This window comes from Archangium lansingense, assembly GCF_026626635.1.
Classification (GTDB): Bacteria; Myxococcota; Myxococcia; order Myxococcales; family Myxococcaceae; genus Archangium; species Archangium lansingense.
This window is the reverse complement of the sequence record NZ_JAPNKA010000001.1, coordinates 3096454-3118261: the sequence shown is the minus strand read 5'-3', so window position 1 is coordinate 3118261 and position 21808 is coordinate 3096454. Positions and strand designations below refer to the sequence as shown.

At 67.4% G+C, this 21808-nt stretch carries 20 protein-coding genes; 8 read left to right on the top strand and 12 right to left on the bottom strand.

The window, feature by feature from the left end:
* Positions 1-226 precede the first annotated feature (226 nt).
* Together OV287_RS12445 and OV287_RS12440 are read right to left on the bottom strand one after the other, a co-directional pair.
* The gene (locus OV287_RS12445; protein ID WP_267534244.1) at positions 227-496 is read right to left on the bottom strand and encodes a mersacidin/lichenicidin family type 2 lantibiotic; all 270 of its coding nucleotides are present in this window, start codon (positions 494-496) and stop codon (positions 227-229) included.
* A gap of 105 nt (positions 497-601) precedes the next feature.
* Entirely contained in the window at positions 602-1474 is an 873-nt protein-coding gene (locus OV287_RS12440) for a hypothetical protein (protein ID WP_267534243.1), read from the bottom strand.
* A 167-nt stretch (positions 1475-1641) separates the two neighbouring features.
* Between OV287_RS12440 and OV287_RS12435 the strand changes: the two genes are divergently transcribed.
* Positions 1642-2445, top strand: a complete 804-nt coding sequence (locus tag OV287_RS12435) for a cyclase family protein (RefSeq protein ID WP_267534242.1) — start codon at positions 1642-1644, stop codon at positions 2443-2445.
* A gap of 22 nt (positions 2446-2467) precedes the next feature.
* Here the strand turns inward: OV287_RS12435 and OV287_RS12430 are convergent, their stop codons facing one another.
* From OV287_RS12430 to OV287_RS12420, 3 genes are all read right to left on the bottom strand, one after another.
* A complete protein-coding gene (locus OV287_RS12430) occupies positions 2468-2914 on the bottom strand; it encodes a hypothetical protein (RefSeq protein ID WP_267534241.1) in 447 nt (148 codons plus the stop codon).
* 208 nt (positions 2915-3122) lie between these two features.
* Entirely contained in the window at positions 3123-4445 is a 1323-nt protein-coding gene (locus OV287_RS12425; RefSeq protein WP_267534240.1) for a TIR domain-containing protein, read from the bottom strand.
* Positions 4446-4661: 216 nt separating this feature from the next.
* A complete protein-coding gene (locus OV287_RS12420) occupies positions 4662-5069 on the bottom strand; it encodes a PEGA domain-containing protein (RefSeq protein WP_267534239.1) in 408 nt (135 codons plus the stop codon).
* 266 nt (positions 5070-5335) lie between these two features.
* Between OV287_RS12420 and OV287_RS12415 the strand changes: the two genes are divergently transcribed.
* Positions 5336-7180, top strand: a complete 1845-nt coding sequence (locus OV287_RS12415) for a DUF4231 domain-containing protein (RefSeq protein ID WP_267534238.1) — start codon at positions 5336-5338, stop codon at positions 7178-7180.
* A gap of 33 nt (positions 7181-7213) precedes the next feature.
* Here OV287_RS12415 and OV287_RS12410 read toward each other — a convergent pair whose 3' ends face one another.
* The 3 genes from OV287_RS12410 to OV287_RS12400 form a co-directional block, all read right to left on the bottom strand.
* On the bottom strand, positions 7214-9523 hold the full coding sequence (locus tag OV287_RS12410) for an efflux RND transporter permease subunit (RefSeq protein ID WP_267534237.1): 2310 nt from the start codon (positions 9521-9523) through the stop codon (positions 7214-7216).
* Entirely contained in the window at positions 9520-10275 is a 756-nt protein-coding gene (locus OV287_RS12405) for a sterol desaturase family protein (protein WP_267534236.1), read from the bottom strand. Before OV287_RS12405 ends, OV287_RS12410 begins: the two co-directional genes overlap by 4 nt.
* Positions 10276-10484: 209 nt before the next feature.
* The gene (locus tag OV287_RS12400) at positions 10485-11420 is read right to left on the bottom strand and encodes a hypothetical protein (RefSeq protein WP_267534235.1); all 936 of its coding nucleotides are present in this window, start codon (positions 11418-11420) and stop codon (positions 10485-10487) included.
* A gap of 461 nt (positions 11421-11881) precedes the next feature.
* On the opposite strand from OV287_RS12400, the gene OV287_RS12395 reads away from it, so the two are divergent.
* Positions 11882-12157 carry a mersacidin/lichenicidin family type 2 lantibiotic gene (locus OV287_RS12395; RefSeq protein WP_267534234.1) on the top strand — a complete coding sequence of 92 codons (276 nt, stop codon included), beginning with the start codon at positions 11882-11884 and terminating at the stop codon, positions 12155-12157.
* 228 nt (positions 12158-12385) lie between these two features.
* A complete protein-coding gene (locus tag OV287_RS12390; protein ID WP_267534233.1) occupies positions 12386-12697 on the top strand; it encodes a hypothetical protein in 312 nt (103 codons plus the stop codon).
* A gap of 71 nt (positions 12698-12768) precedes the next feature.
* On the opposite strand, the gene OV287_RS12385 is transcribed toward OV287_RS12390, so the two are convergent.
* From OV287_RS12385 to OV287_RS12370, 4 genes are all read right to left on the bottom strand, one after another.
* Entirely contained in the window at positions 12769-13605 is an 837-nt protein-coding gene (locus OV287_RS12385) for a Uma2 family endonuclease (protein ID WP_373371825.1), read from the bottom strand.
* A 219-nt stretch (positions 13606-13824) separates the two neighbouring features.
* Entirely contained in the window at positions 13825-16017 is a 2193-nt protein-coding gene (locus OV287_RS12380) for a DUF4116 domain-containing protein (protein ID WP_267534231.1), read from the bottom strand.
* A gap of 183 nt (positions 16018-16200) precedes the next feature.
* Positions 16201-17022 (bottom strand): SDR family oxidoreductase, encoded by an 822-nt coding sequence (locus tag OV287_RS12375; RefSeq protein ID WP_267534230.1) that lies wholly within the window; start codon positions 17020-17022, stop codon positions 16201-16203.
* A gap of 124 nt (positions 17023-17146) precedes the next feature.
* Positions 17147-18868: a glycoside hydrolase family 15 protein gene (locus OV287_RS12370; RefSeq protein ID WP_267534229.1), complete on the bottom strand. Its 1722-nt coding sequence runs from the start codon at positions 18866-18868 to the stop codon at positions 17147-17149.
* Positions 18869-18964: 96 nt separating this feature from the next.
* On the opposite strand from OV287_RS12370, the gene OV287_RS12365 reads away from it, so the two are divergent.
* The 4 genes from OV287_RS12365 to OV287_RS12350 all read left to right on the top strand — a co-directional run bounded on the left by OV287_RS12365 (position 18965) and on the right by OV287_RS12350 (position 21806).
* A complete protein-coding gene (locus OV287_RS12365; protein ID WP_267534228.1) occupies positions 18965-19270 on the top strand; it encodes a hypothetical protein in 306 nt (101 codons plus the stop codon).
* Between the two features lie 51 nt (positions 19271-19321).
* Positions 19322-19522: a hypothetical protein gene (locus OV287_RS12360; RefSeq protein WP_267534227.1), complete on the top strand. Its 201-nt coding sequence runs from the start codon at positions 19322-19324 to the stop codon at positions 19520-19522.
* Positions 19523-19647: 125 nt separating this feature from the next.
* A complete protein-coding gene (locus OV287_RS12355) occupies positions 19648-21291 on the top strand; it encodes a ribonuclease J (RefSeq protein WP_267534226.1) in 1644 nt (547 codons plus the stop codon).
* 17 nt (positions 21292-21308) lie between these two features.
* Positions 21309-21806 (top strand): YajQ family cyclic di-GMP-binding protein, encoded by a 498-nt coding sequence (locus tag OV287_RS12350; protein WP_267534225.1) that lies wholly within the window; start codon positions 21309-21311, stop codon positions 21804-21806.
* The last annotated feature ends 2 nt before the right edge of the window (positions 21807-21808 follow it).

Sequence of the window (21808 nt, the reverse complement as noted above, 5' to 3'; positions counted from 1 at the left end):
CCCCTGTCTACAAAAGAGGCCGCCCAGCGGATGCCCGGCAACATGACGACGGGCCGCTCCTCACCGAGGAAGACAAAGCGGGCCTCGTGCGCGCCCAGCAGCAGAGAGCCAGGCTCGCCGTCGCCTTGCACCGCAAGGGCGGATGGGTCGGGGTGGGAACAGACTTCCCCATCTGAGCCAGGACAGCTCGAGACGCCAGTGACGGAGGGCGCACTGTAGGTGCCCCTCAGAGCACCTCGAAGTCACGTGGCGGCGTGCAGTTGACGATGCCGCAAGTGAGACGCAGAGGTGGGGTGCAGCCCGTGGACGCGAAATCCTCGAGCTTGAGCTGCTTCACGGCCAGCACCCCGCCGATGATCTTGCACAGCTCGGTCTCGTCCAGGTCCGAGAGGGACTCACCCGAGGGGCTCTCGGGAAGAGCCGCGCGCTCCTCGGCGGAAAGACTGGCGCGGAACGCCGGGTCCTTCCATGCCCTGACAATCATTTCCGTCTTCATGGCCCTGTCTCCGATGCTCGTGACACCCATCACGGGTGACACGTCCATTCAGATGGAGGGCGCAGAGACGGAATGTGACTGGCTTTGCGTCAGCTCCGGCGCGCGTCAACCCGTGGGCCGAGCCTTGTGCGCGAGGTACTGGCGCACCGCGAGCACATCGAGCCCCACCAGGCCCGCGAGGAAGAGCCAGCAACCCACCGCGTTGCCCATGACAACGAACCACCAGATGGAGAGACCCGCGGCGAGCGCTACCGGCAGCTCCGGGAACTTCTCCGGCGGGCGCCGCCCGAACAGCATCGACCCGGCCAGGAGGAACAGCGCACACAGGGCGGCGATGGAGGCCTGCCGGGTGCGACCGGAGTAACGGAACTCGGGCACGTACCAGGCAACCGGGTTGTAGTCGTTCCTCCAGCGACCGGCGTAGGGCACGTCCCCGAGGAGATCCGGATCCTCGCTGACGTACCGGGACTCGATGGCGCCGCGGTAGTAGCCCCCATGCTTCACCCAGGGAAGCTGAAAGGCCAGGAGGCACACGCCCAGCGCCACCAGCACCCCGAGGCGAGGCCCGCTGCGCACCGAAGCCCAGGAGAAGTCACCGGCTGGGAACACGGCGAGCCGCCGGCGCACCTGCTCGGAGCCAGCCAGCCAGGCCGCGAGCAGCCAGAGGGGGGGCGTGAGGCCGATGCCGAACTGCTGCACCGCGTGCGCGAGGGTGAGCAGGGTGAAGACGAGGTGCAATGAAGGGTTCCACACCTCAGGCGGGAGCTGCTCCACCCAGTGCAGCCAGGGCGGGAGCGGCTGCCCGGAGGCGCGCTGTTCCTCCACGAAGACAAGCAGTCCAAGGGCCAGCATCACCAGGGACCAGAGCAGGCCGATGCCCTGGAAGAAGGGCAGCACCGAGAGGGCAATGGCGGCGGCCTCGAGCAGGACCGCGAGTTGTGTCCGCGAGAAGCGGGAGAGGGGGGTTGCAGTGGACATGGCGGACTTCCAGAGGCCGGAGGAGCGCGGCCACCATACCTCCGAGGGTGAGCACCGGGCCACTAACGGCAGGCCCCCACCCCCAAGAGCAGGCCACATCAGGTCGCGAGCTGTCCCGCCCGATGGCAACATCCCGCATCCTCGCTGAACCAACAGGGAGCGGTCCTATGAAGCTGCAACTGTTCGTCAGTCTTTGGGTTCTCACGTCTCTTGGCTGCATGGGGAGGACCACCGTCCCCTCCTCCAGGCTTCCTGAAGGGGCTCGGCTGGTGGACCTGACCTACAGCTTCGACGAAAACACCCCTTACTGGCCTACCTCGCCCTCCGGCTTCGAGCTGAAGCAACTGAGCCACGGCATGACGGAGGCCGGCTTCTTCTATGCGTCCAACACCCTGTGCGCTCCCGAGCACGGAGGGACGCACCTGGATGCACCCATCCACTTCGCCGAGGGGAAGATGTCGGCCGAGCAGCTCCCACTGGAGCGCCTCATCGCGCCAGCGGTCGTCATCGACTTCTCGGCCGACGCGATGAAGGAGCCGGATGCCCTGCTCCAACCCGCACACATCGAGTCGTTCGAGAAGGAGCACGGCCCCATCGAGCCCGGAACCATCGTCCTGGTGCGGTCCGGCTGGGGAAAGTACTGGCCCAACAAGAAGCAGTACCTGGGCGATGACACGCCAGGAGATGCCTCGAAGCTCCACTTCCCTGGCATCTCCCGGGAGGCCGCCGAGGCCCTCGTCACGAGAAAGGTCGCCGCCGTCGGCATCGACACGGCCAGCGTCGACTACGGGCCGTCCAAGGACTTCATCGCCCATCAAACCCTCATGAAGGCGGACATCCCTGCCTTCGAGAACGTCGCGGCCATGGAGCAGCTCCCCACTCGCGGCGCACTCATCCTGGCCCTGCCGATGAAGATTCGCGGCGGCTCGGGAGGCCCTCTGCGGATCGTCGCGGTGCTACCGCCAGGGTGAGCCTCCACCTCAGCCGCCAGCGCTACTCTCCCACGCGGGCGAGCGTGGCGGTCTGTAAGAAGGAGCCCGGGTACATCTTCCCTCGCGCCGTGGCCATCACCGTGCCCGCCATGTCGAACCGGCCGCTCCTGCCCGAAAGCTGGAGCGTGCCACGCGTGAGCGTCAGGGTGAGGGTCATGCCGTTGTCTCCTGGGTACGTGCAGGAAGCGCCTGGCCTGAGTGCCGCCCCCTCCCCCTCAACGTCCGCGAGCAGGAAACACCGCCCCACCGCATCGGAGAGGACGAGGTCCGAGGCCGTCCCCTCCGAGACGCGGAGAGTGTTCGAAACCTGGGAGGAGTAGTGACCGATGTCCTGGATGCTGTAGTGGGCGGTACCCGTCACCGCGTAGACGCCGTGGAGCTCCTGGCCGGCGGAGCCACAGCCCAGAATGGCGAGCAGGAGGAAGGAGAGTGCGCACTGCCTCTTCATGAAGGTTCTGCGTGGAAAGGGTCGCATGCGCCGCGCCCTGTGCAGGAGCCCTGCCATTCCCCTCGTGAAACCTGTTCCGAGGGTCACTCCCCCCACGGCGGTCCACCGTCCATCCAGAAAGCGGGATGGGCATCGCGCCCGCTGAACGGAGGGGCCCTCCTCGCCTGCCACTTCTGGGTACCCAGGTGGAACGACTGCGCCGCCCGACTCACGGCGTGCCCAAGCGAATACCCAGGGGACCGGATTTGACCTGGAACGTCAGAACCCGCCGTTTACGAAGCACCTGCAGCCGGCGTTGGCCGTACCCTGACTGCTGGGTCAGTGATTGGAGCTGCTCGAAGGTCGGGAGCACGACCGTCCCATACGTCAGGAGGACATCCCCGGGCCACAGACCCAGCTGCTCCGCCTGAGAGCCGGGTTGGATTTCGGAGATGGATCTTCTCTTGAAGCGGCGCTCGAAGCCGGGCTCTAGCGCCTCTCCCTGGCGGTAGGCTTTCTCCGCCGCCGAGACCTTGCCCATCAGCAGGTAGGTGACGCTCAACAGCTCGTAGAGTTTCGCGTCCTTGGTTCCCTGGTCAGCAGCCTCGGTCAAGACGGCAATGGCGTCTTGATACTGCCGACTCTTGAGCAAGCGCTCCGCGCGTACAACAGGTGGCAGTTCATCCACCTCCGCTCCTGGCTCCGTGGCGGAGACCTCCTCATCCTTAGAGGGCACCGGACGAGTCTCCCCCTCGGATTCATCCTGGGCCGCCTGGGCTTCCACCTTGCTCGGCGCGGGGGAGGCCCTGGGGCGCACGGTGCGCTCCACAGCATTGCGGCCTGCCGTGGGAGCAACCGTTGGCTCCTGCTTACCGAGAGGAAGCACGAGCAAGAGCAGGAGCAGGAGCAACAGTGCACCTCCCCCCACGAGCCAGGGCCAAGGCACCCCGAGCCTGGGCCAAGGCCCCCTGAGCCAGTGGGGCAGCGTGGCTACCCATGCTGGACGTGGGCGGCTTCGATTCTGGACGACATTCTCAGCGGGCGGGCTGATGTTGACATGAACCGGGGTGCCTTCCCCTTGGGACGGAGCGACCTCGCTGACGACCGCGTGGGGAGCTGGCGCCGGTTCCATGTCCGCGGGCTTACGCAGGAGCAGACGAACAGCCTCGGCCAGGTGCTCCATGTGCCGCTCCAAGGGAGGGGACATCGCATCCAGCCAGTGCGGCGTGCTGATGAAGTATTCCAGCGACTTGGAGGGCATCACGTCTTCGATTCGGAATGGAATCACGGGGATGCCACGATGGACAGCGCGCTCGACCTCCCTCTTGATTTGATGAGAGCTATTGGCGTTCGCCGAAAAGACCAGGACCAGGGAGCGCGCCTCATTCAGCGCATTGATGATGGCCTCGCCCCAATCCTCTCCCGCGAGGATGTCCCGAGGAGCAATCCAGCACCGGATGCCGCTCTTCTCAAGGGTAGCGCAGACCGCATCGGCAGTCCTCTTGTCCTTGACGGCGCCACTCGCGTAGCTGATGAAGACATCATAGGCCATGGAGAATCAGGAGCGCCCAGCCCCCCTCTATCAACCGTGTCCCTCTGCGGCCCGGAGCACAAGCCATCAAGGGGCCGGGCAGGGAGTGAGACATTTCCTCAGGCGGCAAGCGGCGCTGAGGGCGGGCGTCCGGTCGTCCAGGTCAGCCGAGAGCAGGGTTCCTCTCTCGTAGCACCAAGAGGGCAGGCATCCCGGCGCGGGCCTGCCCGGGTTGCATCAAATGGAGTTGGGAGCAGCCGAAGCAGCCTCATCCTGAGCAAAGGGCTTCTCCTGGACGGGCTTCAACTCATACGAATGCTCCGGGTTGTAGCCCATGGTCCACAGGAAGGGCACAAGCAAGAAGATGCCGCCAATGATCGCTCCGATGTCGGCTTGCTCATTGCGCCTGAGCGTGGTCTCGAAGTCCTGATAGCCCTCCTTCGTCAGCTTGACCGAGGTGGAGGCGCCAACAAGCTTCGTGTCCGAGTACGTGTACGGCGTCGTCCCCACCTTGCTTCCGTCAATATAGACATCAGCTCCCGAAGGGTTGCTCCGGATGACGGTGCTGCTCGCGCAGCCCACCGTGAACGTGAGTACAGTGGAAACAGCCATCAACCGCATGAAGATGGTTTTGCTTGAGGTCATGGCGAGAGGGATAAACGAACGCTCCTCGTGGAGTCAAAGCAGCAATCCCCTGCAATGTTGCATGTCCCACCCTCTCACCGTGTGACGATGCTTTGCAAACAATCGAGTGCAAGCCATCAACCGGCGCCTCGCGGAGTAGCGCGATGAAAGTCGCGGGCCGGTAGGGGCTCGATCGGGTGGATGTTGAGCCCGCGAGCGGGAGCCCTGCATCGAGGGTCCTTGGCCGCACGACCTACCTTGATGGAAGAGGAACAGGGAGGAGCCTCATGGTGCGCTGGCGCGTCGTCCACCAGGGCGATTCCGGGCGGGCCGGGCCACCGCGGCCAGGACCCGAGGTCCCTCTTCCGCCTCCCGGGGGCCTGCTCGCTCCCCCGCCAGTCAGCACCCGTGAGCTTCTCTTCGCGAATGGAAACTCGGCTCGGCAAGCAACCGTATCCCCCGATGCGGACCCCACCGAGGTGCTACGAGCGCTCGGAACCCCGCGCCCCCACTCGCTGCTCCTCCTCATCGGCGGCGCGGACGAGTTGGACCCGGCCCTCGGGGCACGCGTGGAGCAGCTCTTCAGCCGGGGGCTCGTTCCCGCCGCGACCGAAAGCGGGGCCCTCATCCTCGATGGAGGAACGCGAACGGGCATCATGAGCCTCATCGGGCGGGGGATCGCCGAGAGCGGCCATTGCTGCCCCCTCGTGGGGGTGGCTCCCGAGGGACGCGTGGCCTCCCCTGGAGACTCGGCCACCGAACAGGACGACTCCCGCGCGGAGCTCGACCCCAACCACTCCCACTTCGTGCTGGTGCACGGGAATGCCTGGGGAGATGAGACAGACATGCTGTTGCGCCTCGCCTCGGCGCTCGCGAGAGAGGTGCCCGTGGTCGTCGTCCTCGTGAACGGCGGAAACATCACGAAGGAGGAGTTGCTCCGGGCAGTGCGGCACCACTGGCCCATTGTCGTCATCCAGGGGAGCGGGCGGCTGGCGGATGAGCTCTCCACGGCCCGCCATACCCACTCGCTCGCCGGAACGGACCCCGTGCTAGCAGAGATTATTGGCGAGGGTCGCATCGTGCTGTTTCCCCTGGAGGGCGCTGCTCACGCCTTCGAGCGCCTGCTGCGGCGCCACCTCGGGGAAGAGACGGTCCTCACCCTGGGGTGGCAGCGCTGCGCGAGCTACGACACCAATGCCGCGCGCGAGCAGCGAACCTTCCGCAGGCACCAATGCTGGGTGCTGGTGCTCGGGGTCGCGAGCACCGCGGCCGTCTTGTTGAAGACACAGCTCGCGTCGCTCGGCCTGGGGGCACCGGGAACCTTCTCCGCGCACCTGCTCCAGGCCATCATCCTCGGGTTGGCCGCGAGCATGACGGTCCTCGTCGCCGCGACGAGCCGTTTCAAGGCAGGGAGCAAGTGGATCAACCTGCGCGCCAATGCCGAGGCCATCAAGCGAGAAATCTACCGCTACCGCTGCCAGGAGTCTCCTCATGTCGCGCGGCCCCCAGGGCCCTACGCGCAGGAGCTCGCGGGCAAGCTGAGGGCCCTCAGCCACCAGCAGCTGCGCAACGATCCCCACTTCGCCGCACTCCGCTCCTACACGGGGCCACTACCACCGCCGGGCTGCGTAGCACCGGGAGACGATGGCTTTAGCCCGTTGACGCCAGCGCGCTACATCCAACTGCGGCTGGATGACCAGCTCACCTACTACCATTGCCGCATTGACAAACTCGACCGGCACTGGGTGGCAATGCAGTGGACCGTCACCATCCTGGGAGGCATTGGAACGATTCTGGCCGCCACCCAGTTCGCACTGTGGGTGGCCCTGACGACGGCCCTCGTGATGGCGCTCACCACCTACGTGGGCTATCAGCAGTCCGAAGCCAGGCTCACCAAGTATCAGCAGGCCGCCACCGACCTGGAGAACGTCAAGGCCTGGTGGAGCGCGCTGTCCAAGGAGGAGCAGCGCGACTACCGCAAGTTCGACATCCTCGTCGATGACACGGAATTCATCCTCCAGAACGAGGTCTCCGGTTGGGTACAGGACATGAAGGAGATTCTCCTGCGGCTCGAAACCCGGCGCGAGCGTGAGGCCGAAAAAGTCCCTACCCGGACCAGCCCCCTGCATTGACAGAAAGAGAGAGGCGCCTGGCCAGGAGTTGCGTCAGCTACCGGCGGGGGGACTGCGCCGGGAGCCGAGCTCCGGCTTCAGCGCCATCAACAGCACCGGGCTCAGGAACGCATCCGCCAGGCCCGCCACCCAGAGTGTCAGCCCGGTCAGCAAGCCCAGGTGGGCGATGCCCTCGAAGCGCGAGAACTGCAACAACAGGAAGCCCCCAGCCACCGCCGCCGAGGTGACAAACATCGCTCGCCCACACTCGCCCAGCGACTCCAAGGCCGCCTGCTTGTGAGGCTCGGGGGCACCGTCCGCCTTCAACCGCAGGTAGCGCCGCTTGAAGCGCACCAGGTACTGCAGGGTGTCATCGTCCGCGATGACCAGCGCCATGCTCGCGATGATGACCGTGGACGGCTTGAGGCTAATTCCCAACAGCGGCATCACCCCGAAGAGCACTCCCACCGGCAGCACGTTGGGCAGCAGGCCGATGAATGCCAGCTTCGCGCTGCGCAACACCAGGAAGAACGCCAGGAAGCTCACCGCCAACGCAGACAGGAAGCTCTGGAGCAGCCCCCGCGTCAGCATCCCTGTCACGTGCTCCGTCATCGCCAGGTTGCCCGTCACCGTCACCCGGTACCCCGCCGGTACCTCGCGAGACACGAACGCCTGTGCCAACTCCACCAGCTCCTGCATCCGCCCCGCTCCCACGTTGGGAAACAGCGCCACCACCCCCGCCGCGCTCCGGTCCTCCGACAGCACCGTGTCCAGCGGCTGATAGCGCGCCAGCCGCGTCACCGCCTTCTCCGTCGTCTCCTCCGTCCGCAGGAGCAGCCCCGGCCCGAACACCGCCTCGTACACCGGCTCCACCAGCCGAGGCAGGCTCACCACCGGCGGGTGCTCGGGCAGCGCCGCGAGGTACGCGTCCACCCGCTCCTGGAAGGCCATGGCCTCCGGCGACAGCGCCGCCCCCGCTCGCCCGCCCTCCGGCTCCAGGAAGATGGCCAGCGGCACCAGTCCGCCGAGCGCCCCCTCCGCATACGTCAGCTCGGCCGCCAGCGGCGAGTCCTGGCGCAGGTCATCGAACACGCGGAACTCGTGCTGCAACCGCGTCATGGACCCCACGCTCAGCACCGCCACCAGGGCCGCCACGCCCATCACCCGCCGGGGATGGCGCACCACCTGCCGCTCCACCCACCCCAGCACCGAGTCCAGGGGCCGCGTCCGCGAGGCCTTCAGCTCGCGCCTCGCCCGGGCTGCCGAGGCCCGCGAGCGCAGGGACAGCACCCAGGGCAGCACCAGCATGTTGGCCGCCCAAGCCATCAGCACGCCCATGGCGGTGGCCAGGCCGAACTCCCATACGGCGGTGAGGCCAATGAAGCCCATGGACAGGAAGCCCGCGGCGATAACCAGCTCGGTGGCCAGACAAGGCCCGGCCGCACCCGCCAGGGCCTCGGTGAGCGCCTGCGTGTACGGCATCCCCGAGCGGCGGCGCTCCTCCAGGTCCGACAGCACGTGCACCGTATCCGTCAGCGACACGATGAGGATGACGATGGGCGCGAACGAGGTGAGCACCCCGAACGGCACGCCCACCCACCCCATCGCCCCCACCATCCACATCCACGACACCACCAGCGTCGCCGCCGTGGCCAGCACAGACCACACGTCTCGATAGGCAAACGCCACCAGCCCGAGGATGACGAGCAGTGCCAGGGGCAGCAGCCGCCCCATGTCCTCCTCCACCATGAGGGCCAGCGTGGCGCGCACCGCTGGAGCCCCGGAGAGCGTCAGCTTCAGCTCCGGTCCCGCGTGGCGGGCCAGCAGCTCACCAGCCTGGAGGGAGAAGGCACGCTCGGCGAGGATTCGCTCGGCCCCTGCCCCAGACGCGAGCGCCACCTGCACCACCGAAAGCTCCCGCGTGGGGTGCACCAACGCCCGTGCTAGCGGCTCCTTCCGAGCCTCGGCGAGCGCCTCTCGGAGCAACTCCCCACGCGCTCGGGACTCCTCGGGGAAGAGGAGCCCTCGCGCCGTCTGGGCCGAGGCCGGTCCCACCACGTGCCGCACTCGAGGCAACCCCCGGAGCTCCTCCTCCAGCTTCGCCAGAGAGGAGAACCCTTCGGGTGTGAAGACGTCAGGGCCCTCGGCAATGACGAAGACCTGCGAGTCCTCACCGGGAAAGGCGCGCCGGTAACGATCGAAATCCGCCTTGGCCGAGTCCCCGATGGGGTGCATCCGCTCGATGGAGGGGTCCATCGGCACACGCGCGGCACCCAGGCCCGCCAGTACGCACAGCACCAGCAGCCCCAGGCCCAGACGCCACCGGTGCGCCAGCAGGCGCTCGAAGAAGGCGAGCCAGGTCACGACTGCTGTCTACGCCCACCGGAGAGGAAGTACAGCATCTCCTTGCGGTAGCCGAAGGGCTCGCGGGCCTGCGGCGGCAGCCCCACGGGAGCAGTGGCCGTCTCGGGCTCGGGCCAGTGCACGGTGCCGAAGACGACGTCCCACACCGTCAGCGTCCCGCCGTAGTTGCCCTTGCCGACTCGCCGGTGGTGGTGGCGATGGTACGCCGGGCTGATGATGAGCCAGTCCAGCCACCCCAGCGAGTACCCTCGCGCCGAGTGGTGATACGTCAGCACCACCGAATACAGCGCGAAGTAGAGCTGTACCGACAGCGGAGAGAAGCCCAGTCCCGCCAGCAGCGCCACCAGCGCCGAGCCCGACAGAATCACTTCCAGCGCATGCGTGTGCGTCACCATCCAGACGCTGAAGTGCTCCTCGCGATGGTGCTGGAAGTGGAAGCGCCAGAGGAAGGGATGCTGGTGCTTCACCCAGTGGCTCGTCCAGCTCACCAGCTCGGCCACCAGCATGCAGGCCACGAAGTCCAGCACCGGCGGCAGCGTCCCCGGCCGCATCAGCGTGGGCAGGTGCGTGTGAAACCACGCCGCCGCGGACTGCACCACCAGCGTCGGGATGAAGCTGGTGAAGAAGAAGGCCCAGTTGCGCCGCCGCCTCGGCCCCGCCGCGAAGCTGTCTGCTCGGAACTGCGGGTCGCGCAGCTCCAGGAGCACCAGCGCCAGCATCGCCAGCGCCGTCCCGGTGTGAATGAGTCCCAAGGCGTCCATCCGCCAGCAGACTTGCACGAGCCGGGCCGGGACTCACAGAGCCCCCTCCCCCACCTTCCGGTGGAGGAGAAGGGCCATCGCTGTGCAAGGTGCTGTACGGAGGCGTGCAGGAGGCCCCTCACTCGTCGTCGACTCCGAGCAATGTGGGAGGAAGTGGGCCTCCACTCGGAGTCGACAACGACTGACCTCAGGCCTCCAAGTCATCGTGGCCTGCAGACGCAGCACATGGGGCAGGTGCCTGGGAGTGGGTGGTTGGGGGGGCAGCTGCCCGTCTCCGAGGTGGCGGTGCAGCCCGAGCCAAAGGTCCCACCTTCGATCGTCGAGCCGGAGCAGATGGAGGCGCAGGATCTCGTGCAATTACCCAGCGGCCCCAGCGGGGTGTCGCCACAAACGGCGAACGTGTGCACCGCCGGCCCAGGAAGCCCCTGAATGCCCTGGATGCCTTGGATGCCCTGGATGCCCTGATCCCCCTTCTCCCCCTTGTCGCCCTTCGGTCCCTGCAGCCCTACTGGCGAGCCGATCCACTGGCCCTGGCCATTGATGATCGTCACACCACCGACCGCGTAGCCCCCCGGTGAGTTGAACAAGGCCGGGGTCAGGTTTCCGGAGATCACACCATTCGTGATGGTGGCACCGTTGTGGAACAGGGCCGTGTCGAAGACGAGAGGATAGGTCGGTGCGGTCGTGCCGGTCTCCACGTGAGCGCCGTTCTTGCGGTACCTGACCACGCCGCCCTCGACGGCGACGCGTAGGACGTCCCCGGGCACATAGCTGCCAATGGGCCGGACGTTTCCTCCTTCGATGGCCGCGAGAGTGCCGAACCGGCTGAGATAGAACCCATAGTCGATGTCCGTGAAGGACGTGCTGCCATCGTCCCTGCTGAGACCTCCAACACGGTCGCCCGTGGTCGAGCTCGCCGTGAACTCCACGAAACCGTCTCCAGAGGTAATGGCCTGGGTCGAGCTGGCGCCCGCATCCCAGCCCTCCGTGGGAAGGTTCTTGGTCAAGCTGTTCCCCGAGACGGTGACCCCCGCAGCGTTCCTCCATTGCACGTTTTCGGTCGCGGCCCGAGCGGACGCGGCCACCAACACCAGGCCCAGACCGAGGGCCATCTTCGAGAGGATATTGATTCCCATTGCACGACTCCTTTCTTGTGAGCGAGGTGCCGCCTGGCTTCGATAGAGATGGATTGGATGCAATGGCGTTGGGCGTCTTCTGGCGTTGCAGACCCACCGACGAAGACACGCATGGCAAGCTCCCCTTCTTCCGCGGGGCCAAGGCGATCAGCCTCAACGACGCAATAAATCTAGCTTCGAGCCGAATTCACCGCCCCAGCCGGCACGAAGGTCTGGCGAGACCGGGCGCTCATGACACCGCCGAAGAAGCGCTCCCTGAGAGTGCTGGTGGAGCGATGAGTGGGCTGCGTGCGGATGTGACGCCGGCTCGTGCCCGTTGCGCTCGGGACGCACTCTCGACGGGCGGGCTCCGGCCCTCAGGTCCGCCAGGGACGGCAATGAAAGTCATTGTCGGCGGGAGCGGCATCCCTCTAATGCCAGGGATTGAATCCCAGGCACAACCACCACCTGGAGCGAACGCCATGAGCATGAGCAAGGAAACCATCATCCGCGCCTGGAAGGACCCCGCCTTCCGCGCGAGCCTGTCCCCCGAGGAGCGTGCCGCCGTCCCCGAGTCCCCCTCCGGCCGGTCCATCTGCGAGCTCGAGGACAGCGCGCTGGAGGACGCCGTCGGCGGGATGCCATCCCCTCTCACCGCGAATCCCCTGCTGTGCCAACAGACAGGGGATGCCTGCCCGATCACCGGCAACCTCTGCACGCCGCCCCAGACCATGCCCCTGGCCTGCGACGCCATCTGATGAGCCCCGTGCCCACCGCGATCGTGCCCGGCCATGGGTGAGGGGCCCGCTCTGCCGCCTGTGTCCGGGGCGGGAGCCATGGCCACGGTTGGCCCGGAACCCGGGCGGCTCCAGCTTGAAGGCTGAATGGACGTCGCCCCACCTCTCTGGAACAGGAGCGGCCGGCCCGGAGTACGGCCGGCCGCCCGGCAACACGAGGGGAGACCGGGCCGACATGAGGGGAGCGCCATGCTGACCGAGAATCGAAGCGAGCACCTGGGCAATGTGGAGATGGCGGTGAGCGGGAGAATCGTGGATGCCGGGCCGGACCACCTCACCATCCGAGATCTCACCGTGGGCGAGGACGTCACCGTGCGCATCGACGACCGGACGAACTTCAGCTGGTTCCAGCCCCGACACGAAGGCCAGCTGACCGACACCGGCCAGATTCGGGTGGGCTATTTCATCGCCGGGGGCATCCACACGGCCAGCGAGGTGCTCGTGATGGAGCCGGGAGACGGCAGTCCCATCGCTGGGCCGCTCGCCCCCCACGTGCACTGACCACGAGCCGCAACATCATGGGAGCACCGCTCACTGCTAGCGGCGCTCCCACTGTGAGGGGCTCTTCGGACCTACTTCAGCTGGCCTGGTGGAGTTTCCCCAGGCCCTCGCAGCCGCGCCAACTCGGCCTGAAGCTCCGCCAGGCGCCGCTCCGCCTCCTCGCGTCCCCGCTCCGCCTCCTCGCGTCCCCGCTCCGCCTCCTCGCGACCTCGCTCCGCCGCCTGCCTCCGCCGCTCCTCCTCTTCGCGCAGCCGCTGCTCCTGCTCCAGCAACTCATGGGACTCCAGCAACAGTGCGTTGCCTACCCATAGCCGCAGCTTCCCTCCCGCCAACTCGAACTCCAGCCCCAGCACCTCCGAGCGATAACGGCCCGCCTCCAGGGGAATGCGCTCGTACCGCCTCGCCTCGGGAGCGGGCAGCCGATACGCCTCCAGCCGCTCCCGTGCCCGGTCGTAGATGAAGTACTCGGGAATGCCCAGCCGGGCATAGCGCTCCACGTTGTACTCGGCGTCCTTCTTGCGATCGCCGCCCACGTGGACCTCCATCACCCACTCCAGCCCCTTGCCCTCGTAGCTCACCATCCACTTGTTGCGCGGGTGCGTCTCCACGTCTCGCACCACCAGCAGGTCCGGCGCGAAGCGCCTCTCCCCCGGGTAGTACACCGGCAGCTCCGTGCCCAGGTACACCTGCCGCCTCTGCCGGGAGAAGAAGCCTCGGAGCACATCCCGCGTCTCCAGCTTCGCTTGGGAGTGCAGGTCTCCCTCCGGCATCGCCATCTCGTCCCAAGTCACCTCGCCAGGAAGTGACTCCACCACCTGCCCCTGCTCCGCCACACTCATCCGCTCCCACTCTTCTTGCGTGGGCGCCTGGGGAAAGCTGCCTCCACGCTCCTGTGCGCGCTGTGCCATTTCCCAGAGCCTGGGGTGGGCCAGCGCGCGCGTCAATCGCCCCCGCCGCCCCCCTGAGCAAATGTCGGGCCGGACACCCCAGCCCCCTCGCTCCCCGTGCAAGGCGCCCGCGACCGTCTCCGGCCTCGTCCTCACCGTCTCCTTCCGCGGCAACCACGTTCTCGAGACTCACCACCCTGCCCTGGGCGTAGACAATGCAATGGGACCGTGGAGCCGTGCTCAGGAGTGGCTGTCGTCCGGGCCGTGGCGAGGCAAGGCTTCGCGGAGCGCGGCCGGAACGTGACGGCGCATGTGAGCCTCCGCGGAGACGGCGGCGGCGCAGACGTTGGCGTCGCGTAGCACGTGGGGCACATCCACCAGGGCTTCGGGATTGATGGCGACCACCTCGCGGCAGGTCTTCGCGTCACGCAACGCAAAGGGAATGTGGTCCAGCAGCCGTATTCCACGCCATCGGCTCTCCTGGCCTCCCCCCGGCATGGCGGCTCGGCATATCTCCTCGTCCCGCAGCTCATCCGGAACGTCACTCAACTCACCGCGCATGGCCTTGAATGGCGTCCCCCTGTAGCGAACGGCCTCCAGGCAGAGCGCGCGGTCTCGGAGCGCGAAAGGGACATGGGACAGCGCCTCGCTCGCGGAGGCGACGGCGGCGCGGCACATCTCCTCGTCCCTGAGTGGCTCGGCGACGAAACACAGTTGCTCGCCAAACCCGCGCACGGCCGCCAGGCACATCTCACGGTCGCGCAAATCCTCGGGAACGGAGGCGAGCGCGTAGGGATCTCGCGCCACATTCGGAAGACAGACCTCACGGCTCCGGAAGTCCTCGGGAACCTGGTCCAATAGGATCCCCCTCGCCGCGATCTCCAGGCACGTCTCACGATCGCGCAGGACGTCGGGCGCCTGGCCGGCTTCGAACTGCTGCTCCCGAGCGGCTTCCAGACAGCGCTCGCGCGTCCGCTCGGCGAGCGGGAGGAGCGCGAGCCCGCTGAACATCACTTGGAGCTGCTCAGCATCCAGGTCCACGCCCGTGGCGGCGGCGAGCGCCGGACGCAGTTCCGGGGGAGTGAAGCGCCAGGCGTGTATCTCCGAGCGCACCGCCTCCACGCAGACGTCGAAATCCCGCATCGCGAGCGGCACGAACTCCAGGGTACAGCCCCGCCGTTGGACCGCCCCGCGGTAGAGCTCGAGGTCCCGGTGGCGCTCGGGCACGAAGGCGAGCTGATACCCATCGCTGTCCAGTGCACGGACGCAGGTGTCCCGGTCGCGCAGCGCCCAGGGGATGTGCTCGAGCCGATCCGGGCCGGACTCCATCGCCCGGCGGCACAGCTCCGCATCACGCAAGGCGAAGGGAACGAACTCCAGCACGCCCCCACCACGCCTCGCCGCCGCCAGGCACACCTCCTGGTCCCTGATGGTATCGGGAACGTCGCTGAGCCTGGCCCCATGCTCGATGGCAGTGAGGCAGAGTTCGTGGTCCCGCAGGGAGAAGGGGACATATCGCAGGGCTCTGCCATGACTCGACACAGCCAGGCCGCACAGCTCCCGGGTGCGGAGCGCATCGGGAACGAAGGAGAGGCCTTCACCGTCACGCATGACGGCCAGGCGGCACAGCTCCGCGTCGCGGTGCTCCTCGGGAACGAAGCACAGGGGCATTCCCCACTCGGTGATGGCCGAGCGGAGTCTCTCTCTTGGAAGGATTCCCAGCTCCTGGGCCAGGGGATCCAGGGCAAGAACGAGGCTCTGGAGCCCCGCCGCCTCGAGTCTGGGGAAGAAGGGCGCGAGCACGCCAGCCTCCACCGGCCCGTCGGCATCGTCGTGGAAGCTGTCCGAGGGCGCATGGAACTGGAACTTCGCCCCGTTCGCGATGAAGACAACGAGCGGCCCCTGCCGGTGGTACGCCTCGAACGCATTGTCCTCCTCCGCTGCGGTGCACCACCGCGTCCCCCTGCCCCACCACTGGGCTGAGGCCCGGGTCAGCGGAACGGCAACGATCAGCTCCCCGTCTTCGTACAGGACCCGGCTCTCCGCGCGGGCCTTCTCTCGCTCCCCGGCCGAGCGGGTGCGCTTGGAGGGAGACCGGGCATGGGGAGCGATCGTCCGCCACAGCGATGGTAGGTCCTCGTAGGTGTTGAGCTGGCGGGCACGCTCGGGAAGATGGCGTCGCACGCGCCGGAACTCCTGGAGCGTCTCCGTTACCTTGTAGAGGTCCTCGGCCCGGAGACGGCCCGACAGATACAGCCGCAGCACCCACTCGAGATGCGGCTTGCCCGCTGCCGGATCGGCTTCGGCGAAGCGGGTGAAGAGCGCCCCCTCGCCTCCGGAAGCCCAGCTCCGCTCCGGCCCGTGCTCCCGGGACAGGAACTCCCGGAACAGCGCCGCCGCATGGGTCCCGCGAAGACGCTCGAGACGGTTCATACCCGGGTCCTCATCATGGCCGGATGGGTGAGAGGGGCGACTGGTCGAGCCGCGAGCCGAATTACCAGGGCGTTCAACCCTTCATCCGTGATCGACATCCAGGACGGCTCGCAGGAGCAGACTCTCTTCGGAAGAAGCCATGGCGGGAGGATATCCCGCCCCGGCCCGTCCTACTTCCCCGCCTCAGTCGAGGAAGAAGTCCTGCATCGGCTCCGTGCCAGGCTTCACCAGGTACTTCGAGAAGTCCGTCACGCCGTTCTCGCGGAGCAGGTCCTCGTCGATGAAGAAGTTGCCGGTGGCCGCACGGCTGTCGCGGGTGAGGATGAGGTGGGCCGCATCGGCCATGATCTCCGGAGTGCGGCTGGCCTCCATCATGTCCTGGCCGCCGATCATGTTGATGGCCGCGGTGGCGATGACGGTGCGCGGCCAGAGCGCGTTGAAGGCCACGCCCTGGTCACGGAACTCCTCCGCCATCCCGAGCACGCACATGCTCATGCCGTACTTGGCCATGGTGTAGGCCACGTGGTTCTCGAACCACTTCGGCTTCATGTTGAGCGGCGGCGAGAGGGTGAGGACGTGCGGGTTCTTCGACTTCAGCAGCTCGGGCAGACAAGCCTGGGTGGTGGCGTAGGTGCCGCGCACGTTGACGCCGAACATCAGGTCGAACTTCTTCATCGGCGTCTCCAGCGTGCCCGTCAGGCTGATGGCGCTGGCGTTGTTCACGAGGATGTCGATGCCGCCAAAGCGCTCCACCGTCTGCTTCACCGCGGCGTGGATCTGATCCTCGTAACGGATGTCCACCATCAGGGGCAGCGCCTTGCCGCCCGCCTTCTCAATCTCCTCGGCGGCCGAGTAGATGGTGCCGGGCAGCTTGGGGTGGGGCTCAGCCGTCTTGGCGGCGATGACGACGTTGGCGCCGTCTCGCGCCGCGCGCGTCGCGATGGCCAGGCCAATACCCCGGCTCGCGCCGGTGATGAACAGGGTCTTGCCCTTCAGCGTGTTCACAGCAGGTCCTTTCTCCCGCCCGGAGGAGCGGGCCATTCAGTGCCTTGCGTACTTCGTCCCGACGTGGAGCGCCAGCACCATGGGCGGAGCCCCTCCCGCGGCCATGCCGGGACCGGGACAGGGCTCACCGCCGCGCGCCTGGAGCCTGGCGGCGGGCGAAGCCCATGGCGGTGTGGATGAGCGCCACGTGGCTGGAGGTATGGGGGAAGGCACCCACTCCGCGCCGGCGCTGGAGGTTGTACTCCTCGGGCAGCAGTCCCACGTCGTTGCGCACGAGCAGCAGTCGCTCGAAGAGAGCCTGGGCCTCCTCCCTCCGGCCAATGAGCTGCAGGCAGTCCGCCAGCCAGAAGCTGCACGGCAGCGAGAGTCCGCTGTCGCGCGCGCTACCACGGCGCACAAAGTCCCCCTCGCTCAGCTCCCGCTCAATGGCATCCACGGTGCCACGCACACGCGCATCCTCTGGCGGCAGGAAGCCCTCGAGTGGAATGCGCAGCAACTGCGCGTCGAGCGCCCTACCTCCGTACTCCTGCACGAAGGTGTTGCGGCCTGCGTCGAAGCCATCTCGGCACACCTCGGCGTGAATGTCCGCTCGCAGCTGCTTCCAACGGTCCACCGGCGCGTCCAGGCCGAAGCGCGCGGCGCTCGCCAGGGCCCGGTCCACTGCCACCCACGCCATCACCCCGGAGAGCGTGGTGGGACGGCCTTCGGGCGGGCGCTTCCAGGCGCCTTCCAGATGCTCCAACAGGGCGCGCTGCAACGACCACATGTCACCGGCAGGCGACAGTCCCAGGCGCTCGGCCTCGTGGAAGCAGTCCATCAACTCGCCGAGCGCCTCGACGTGGAGCTTCCGCTCGGCTCTCCGGCCAATGCGCACCGGAGCGTGGCTCTCGTAGCCGGGCAACCACGGCAGCTCCTGCTCGGGCAGGCGGCGCTCACCGGCCACGCCATACACTGTCTGCACTTCGTCCGGCTCACCGGCCACGGCCAGCACCAGCCAGTCACGCCAGGCGCGGGCCTCGTCCAGGTAGCCCGCGTCCAGGAGCGCCTGCAGCGCCAGGGTCGCATCGCGCAGCCAGCAGTAGCGAGCGTCCCCCCCAGCGCCTCCTGGCAACGAAGTGGTGGGAGCCGCAACGATGCCACCGGTGGGCGAGTACGTGAGGGCCTTGAGGGTGATGAGCGAGCGTTGGACGTGCTCGAACCAGGGAGTGGTGGCGGGCAGGCGCGAGGACCACTCCTTCCACCAGGCCTCGGTATCGTCGGCGGCAGCGAGGCCATCGATGACGCGCGGCATGGGCTGGTGCGAGGGGAACCAGGAGAGCACGAAGGGGACGCGCTCCTGCGGGTTGACGGGGAAGTCCGCGCTGAGGACGGACTGGCTGCGCCTCATGACCACGGGGGTGTGCAGGGCCACCGCGTCCGGGCCAGCCTTGACGACAGCGTGGTTGTCTCCGAAGCGCAGCCAGGGCGTCCGGTCGCCATAGCCAAAGCGGACGGACAGTTCCATGCGCATGGGGACGGTGCCTTTCAGCCCATGCACCACGCGGACGACATCCGGCTCGGCACCCCGCGGGGGCATGCAGTCCACCACGCGCACCGAGCCGTAGTCTGTCTCGAAGTCCGTCTCCAGCACGAGCGAGCCGGGACGGTAGCGACGCGTCACCTTGCGGATGTTGCCCACCGGCGCGAGCAGCCATCGTCCGTGCGAGGAGTCTCCGAGCAGCGCGGCGAAGCACGCATCCGAGTCGAAGCGCGGCCAGCACAACCAGTCGATGGAACCATCCTTGCCCACCAGGGCAGCACTCTGGGTGTCACCAATGAGGGCGTAGTCTTCGAGAGGCAGAGGCATGGGCAGGGCTCCGCGGGCTGGAGACGCGCCCGGAGTGTAGACCGGCACCGGCGGGCCGGTTTGACGAAAGCAGGAATGTGACTACGTTAGGGCTCAATGTCCGGCCCTCTGCACCACATGGCTCGCTGGCTGAGGCTGGCGCTGGCGTGCCTCGCGCTCGTCGGGGCCAGCGCGTCGGCGCATGCGCCTCCGACCGCCGCGGCCGTGGTGTCCGTCTGGGTCGAACGGCACGAGCCCGAGAGGCCTCGCCTGGTGGCCCAGGCTCCCGTGTATCTCGGGAAGGAGACCTCGGAGAGGGCACGGCCCGCCTCGCCTCCTTCCTCCACGGGTGGCATCCACGAGGCCCGAGCACCCGGGCCACCGCGCCGCCTCTTCATCGCGCATCGCGCGCTCCTCCACTGAGCCTCTCCGAAGTCCGCTTCCTGGAGAGTCTCTCAGCTGGAGGAGTACGCCATGACCTTGCTTCCCAAGGCCGTGCGCACCTTCGTGCGCGCCTGCCTGCGCTTTGCCTTTCGTCTGATCCGCTTCCTCTTCATCCTCGGCCTCATCGCCCTGCCCGCCCCCCTGACTGCCTGGGTGGTCATCATCCTGGAGCCACTCCGCCGCAACCTGCCGGCCGAGGTGCTCCGGAAGGAGGATCTGCCTCCTCAATGACCTGCGACATCGGCGCCTTCGGACCGCACTCCAGGTACGACCCTCACCCCTTTCCCTCGCCCAGAGGGAAAGGGAGCAGGCGATTCCTGAGGCCGCCTGCCCCCCCATGCCCATATATGTAGAGCATGCTCCATGTGATTCCCCTCGGAGGACTCGGCGAGATTGGCCTCAACGCGATGGTCATCGCCTGCCGCGGGGAGATGCTCCTCATCGACTGCGGTCTGATGTTTCCCCCCATCGGCACCCTGGGTGTGGACATCATCCTCCCGGACTTCACCTACCTCCGGCGGAATGCCGCCCAGCTCAAGGGCATCGTCCTCACGCACGGCCACGAGGACCATGTCGGAGCCCTGCCCTTCCTGCTCAACGAGGTGTCCGTCCCGGTCTACGCCACCCGCTTCACGCTCGGCCTGGTGCGCCACCGGCTCCAGGAGCTGGGGGTGAAGGCGGACCTGCGGGAGATAGAGCCCCGCAATCCCTTCCCCGTGGGCACTCAATTCAAGGTCGAGGCCACCCGCGTCACCCACACGGTGCCCGACGCCGTGGGGTACGTCGTCCACACCCCCGAGGGCCCCATCATCCACACCGGGGACTTCAAGCTGGACCCGGACCCCATCGACGGCCTGCGCACCGACCTGGAACGCTGGGGCGAGCTCGGAGACCAGGGCGTGCTCTGCCTGCTGTCCGACTCCACCAACTCCGAGCGCCCCCATGAGACGGGCAGCGAGCGGCTGGTGGAGCAGACCTTCGAGCGGCTCTTCCGCGATGTGCGCGGCCGCATCGTGGTGAGCATGTTCGCCTCCCACCTGCACCGCATCCACCACGTGCTGGACCTGGCCCGGACGCTGGAGCGCAAGGTGGTGATGATGGGGCGCAGCCTGATGCGCAACATCGAGATGGCCCGCGAGCTCGGCTTCCTCCCCTCCGTCACCGACGGGCTCTTCGTCCCGCTCGAGAACGCGGCCACCCTTCCTCCAGAGCGCCTGCTGGTGCTCGCCACCGGCTCCCAGGCCGAGCCCCGTGCCGGCCTCTCCCAGCTCGCCGCCGGAGAGGGCCCTCTGCGCCTGGGCCCCGGGGACCTCGTCGTCCTCAGTGCCCGAGCCATCCCCGGCAATGAGCGCGCCGTGTCCGGCCTCATCGACCAGCTCCTCTGGCGCGGCGCCCGCGTCGTCTACCCGGACGTGGAGCCCGGGGTGCACGTGTCCGGCCACGCCGGCCAGCCCGAGCAGCGGCGCGTGCTGGACCTGGTGCGTCCCAAGAACTTCGTCCCCATCCATGGCGAGCTGCACCACCTCCACCGACACCTGGCTACCGCCAAGGACTCCGGGCTCTCCCCCGCGCAGCTCCTGCTGGCCCAGGATGGAGATCTGCTCGTCTTCGAGGAGGGCCAGGGCCGCTTCTCCGGCAGCGTCCCCACCGGCCGCATCTACCAGGACCGCTTCGGTCAGGGTGTGGTGACGCCCGACATCCTCCAGGAGCGCACCCGGCTGGCCGAGACGGGCTTCATCGTGGCCGCCCTCGTCATCGAGCGAGCCAGCCTGTCCCTCCTGGCGGGCCCCCAGCTCACGGGCCAGGGGCTCAACCTGGACGAGCAGGTGCTGCTCTCCCGGGTGGCCGAGGACGCCCGGGGCTTCTTCCTGGAGATGTCCCACCAGCTGAGGGGGGATGACGCCCGGGTGCGGGAGGAGCTGGCCAAGGCGGTGCGCCGGGCCTTCAAGCTGTATACATCCAAGCGGCCCGTCGTGGTGCCGATGGTCATCAAGGTGTGATAAGGGCGCGAACTGCCATGCCTTCCTTCGACGTCGTCTCCAAAATCGATATCGCCGAGCTCGACAACGCGGTCAACCAGGCCAAGAAGGAGATCTCCACCCGTTACGACTTCCAGGGCGTCAACGGGGACATCGTGCTCGCGCCGGATAAAACCTCCATCACGGTGAAGGCCAACAGCGAGGACAAGGTCCAGGCCGCCAAGGAAGTCCTCCTCAGCAAGCTGGCCAAACGCGGCATCTCGCTGCTGGCGCTGGAGTACGAGCCCATCGAGAAGACGGGCCTGTCCAACGTGAAGCAGCTCATCAAGCTGCAGCAGGGCATCCCGGTGGAGAAGTCCAAGGAACTGGTGAAGCTGCTCAAGGACTCCAAGATGAAGGTCCAGGGCTCCATCCAGGCGGATCAGCTCCGCGTGACGGGCAAGAACAAGGATGACCTGCAGGCCGCCATGGCGCTCTTCCGCAAGGAAGCGGACCGGCTGCAGCTCGACATGCAGTTCACCAATTTCCGGGACTAGCC

Coding starts and splice junctions, on each gene's coding strand:
- OV287_RS12445 (WP_267534244.1), bottom strand. CDS start 496: ATGAAGACGGAAATGATTGTCAGGGCATGGAAGGACCCGGCGTTCCGC.
- OV287_RS12440 (WP_267534243.1), bottom strand. CDS start 1,474: ATGTCCACTGCAACCCCCCTCTCCCGCTTCTCGCGGACACAACTCGCG.
- OV287_RS12435 (WP_267534242.1), top strand. CDS start 1,642: ATGAAGCTGCAACTGTTCGTCAGTCTTTGGGTTCTCACGTCTCTTGGC.
- OV287_RS12430 (WP_267534241.1), bottom strand. CDS start 2,914: ATGAAGAGGCAGTGCGCACTCTCCTTCCTCCTGCTCGCCATTCTGGGC.
- OV287_RS12425 (WP_267534240.1), bottom strand. CDS start 4,445: ATGGCCTATGATGTCTTCATCAGCTACGCGAGTGGCGCCGTCAAGGAC.
- OV287_RS12420 (WP_267534239.1), bottom strand. CDS start 5,069: ATGACCTCAAGCAAAACCATCTTCATGCGGTTGATGGCTGTTTCCACT.
- OV287_RS12415 (WP_267534238.1), top strand. CDS start 5,336: ATGGTGCGCTGGCGCGTCGTCCACCAGGGCGATTCCGGGCGGGCCGGG.
- OV287_RS12400 (WP_267534235.1), bottom strand. CDS start 11,420: ATGGGAATCAATATCCTCTCGAAGATGGCCCTCGGTCTGGGCCTGGTG.
- OV287_RS12395 (WP_267534234.1), top strand. CDS start 11,882: ATGAGCATGAGCAAGGAAACCATCATCCGCGCCTGGAAGGACCCCGCC.
- OV287_RS12390 (WP_267534233.1), top strand. CDS start 12,386: ATGCTGACCGAGAATCGAAGCGAGCACCTGGGCAATGTGGAGATGGCG.
- OV287_RS12385 (WP_373371825.1), bottom strand. CDS start 13,605: ATGGCACAGCGCGCACAGGAGCGTGGAGGCAGCTTTCCCCAGGCGCCC.
- OV287_RS12380 (WP_267534231.1), bottom strand. CDS start 16,017: ATGAACCGTCTCGAGCGTCTTCGCGGGACCCATGCGGCGGCGCTGTTC.
- OV287_RS12370 (WP_267534229.1), bottom strand. CDS start 18,868: ATGCCTCTGCCTCTCGAAGACTACGCCCTCATTGGTGACACCCAGAGT.
- OV287_RS12365 (WP_267534228.1), top strand. CDS start 18,965: ATGTCCGGCCCTCTGCACCACATGGCTCGCTGGCTGAGGCTGGCGCTG.
- OV287_RS12360 (WP_267534227.1), top strand. CDS start 19,322: ATGACCTTGCTTCCCAAGGCCGTGCGCACCTTCGTGCGCGCCTGCCTG.
- OV287_RS12355 (WP_267534226.1), top strand. CDS start 19,648: ATGCTCCATGTGATTCCCCTCGGAGGACTCGGCGAGATTGGCCTCAAC.
- OV287_RS12350 (WP_267534225.1), top strand. CDS start 21,309: ATGCCTTCCTTCGACGTCGTCTCCAAAATCGATATCGCCGAGCTCGAC.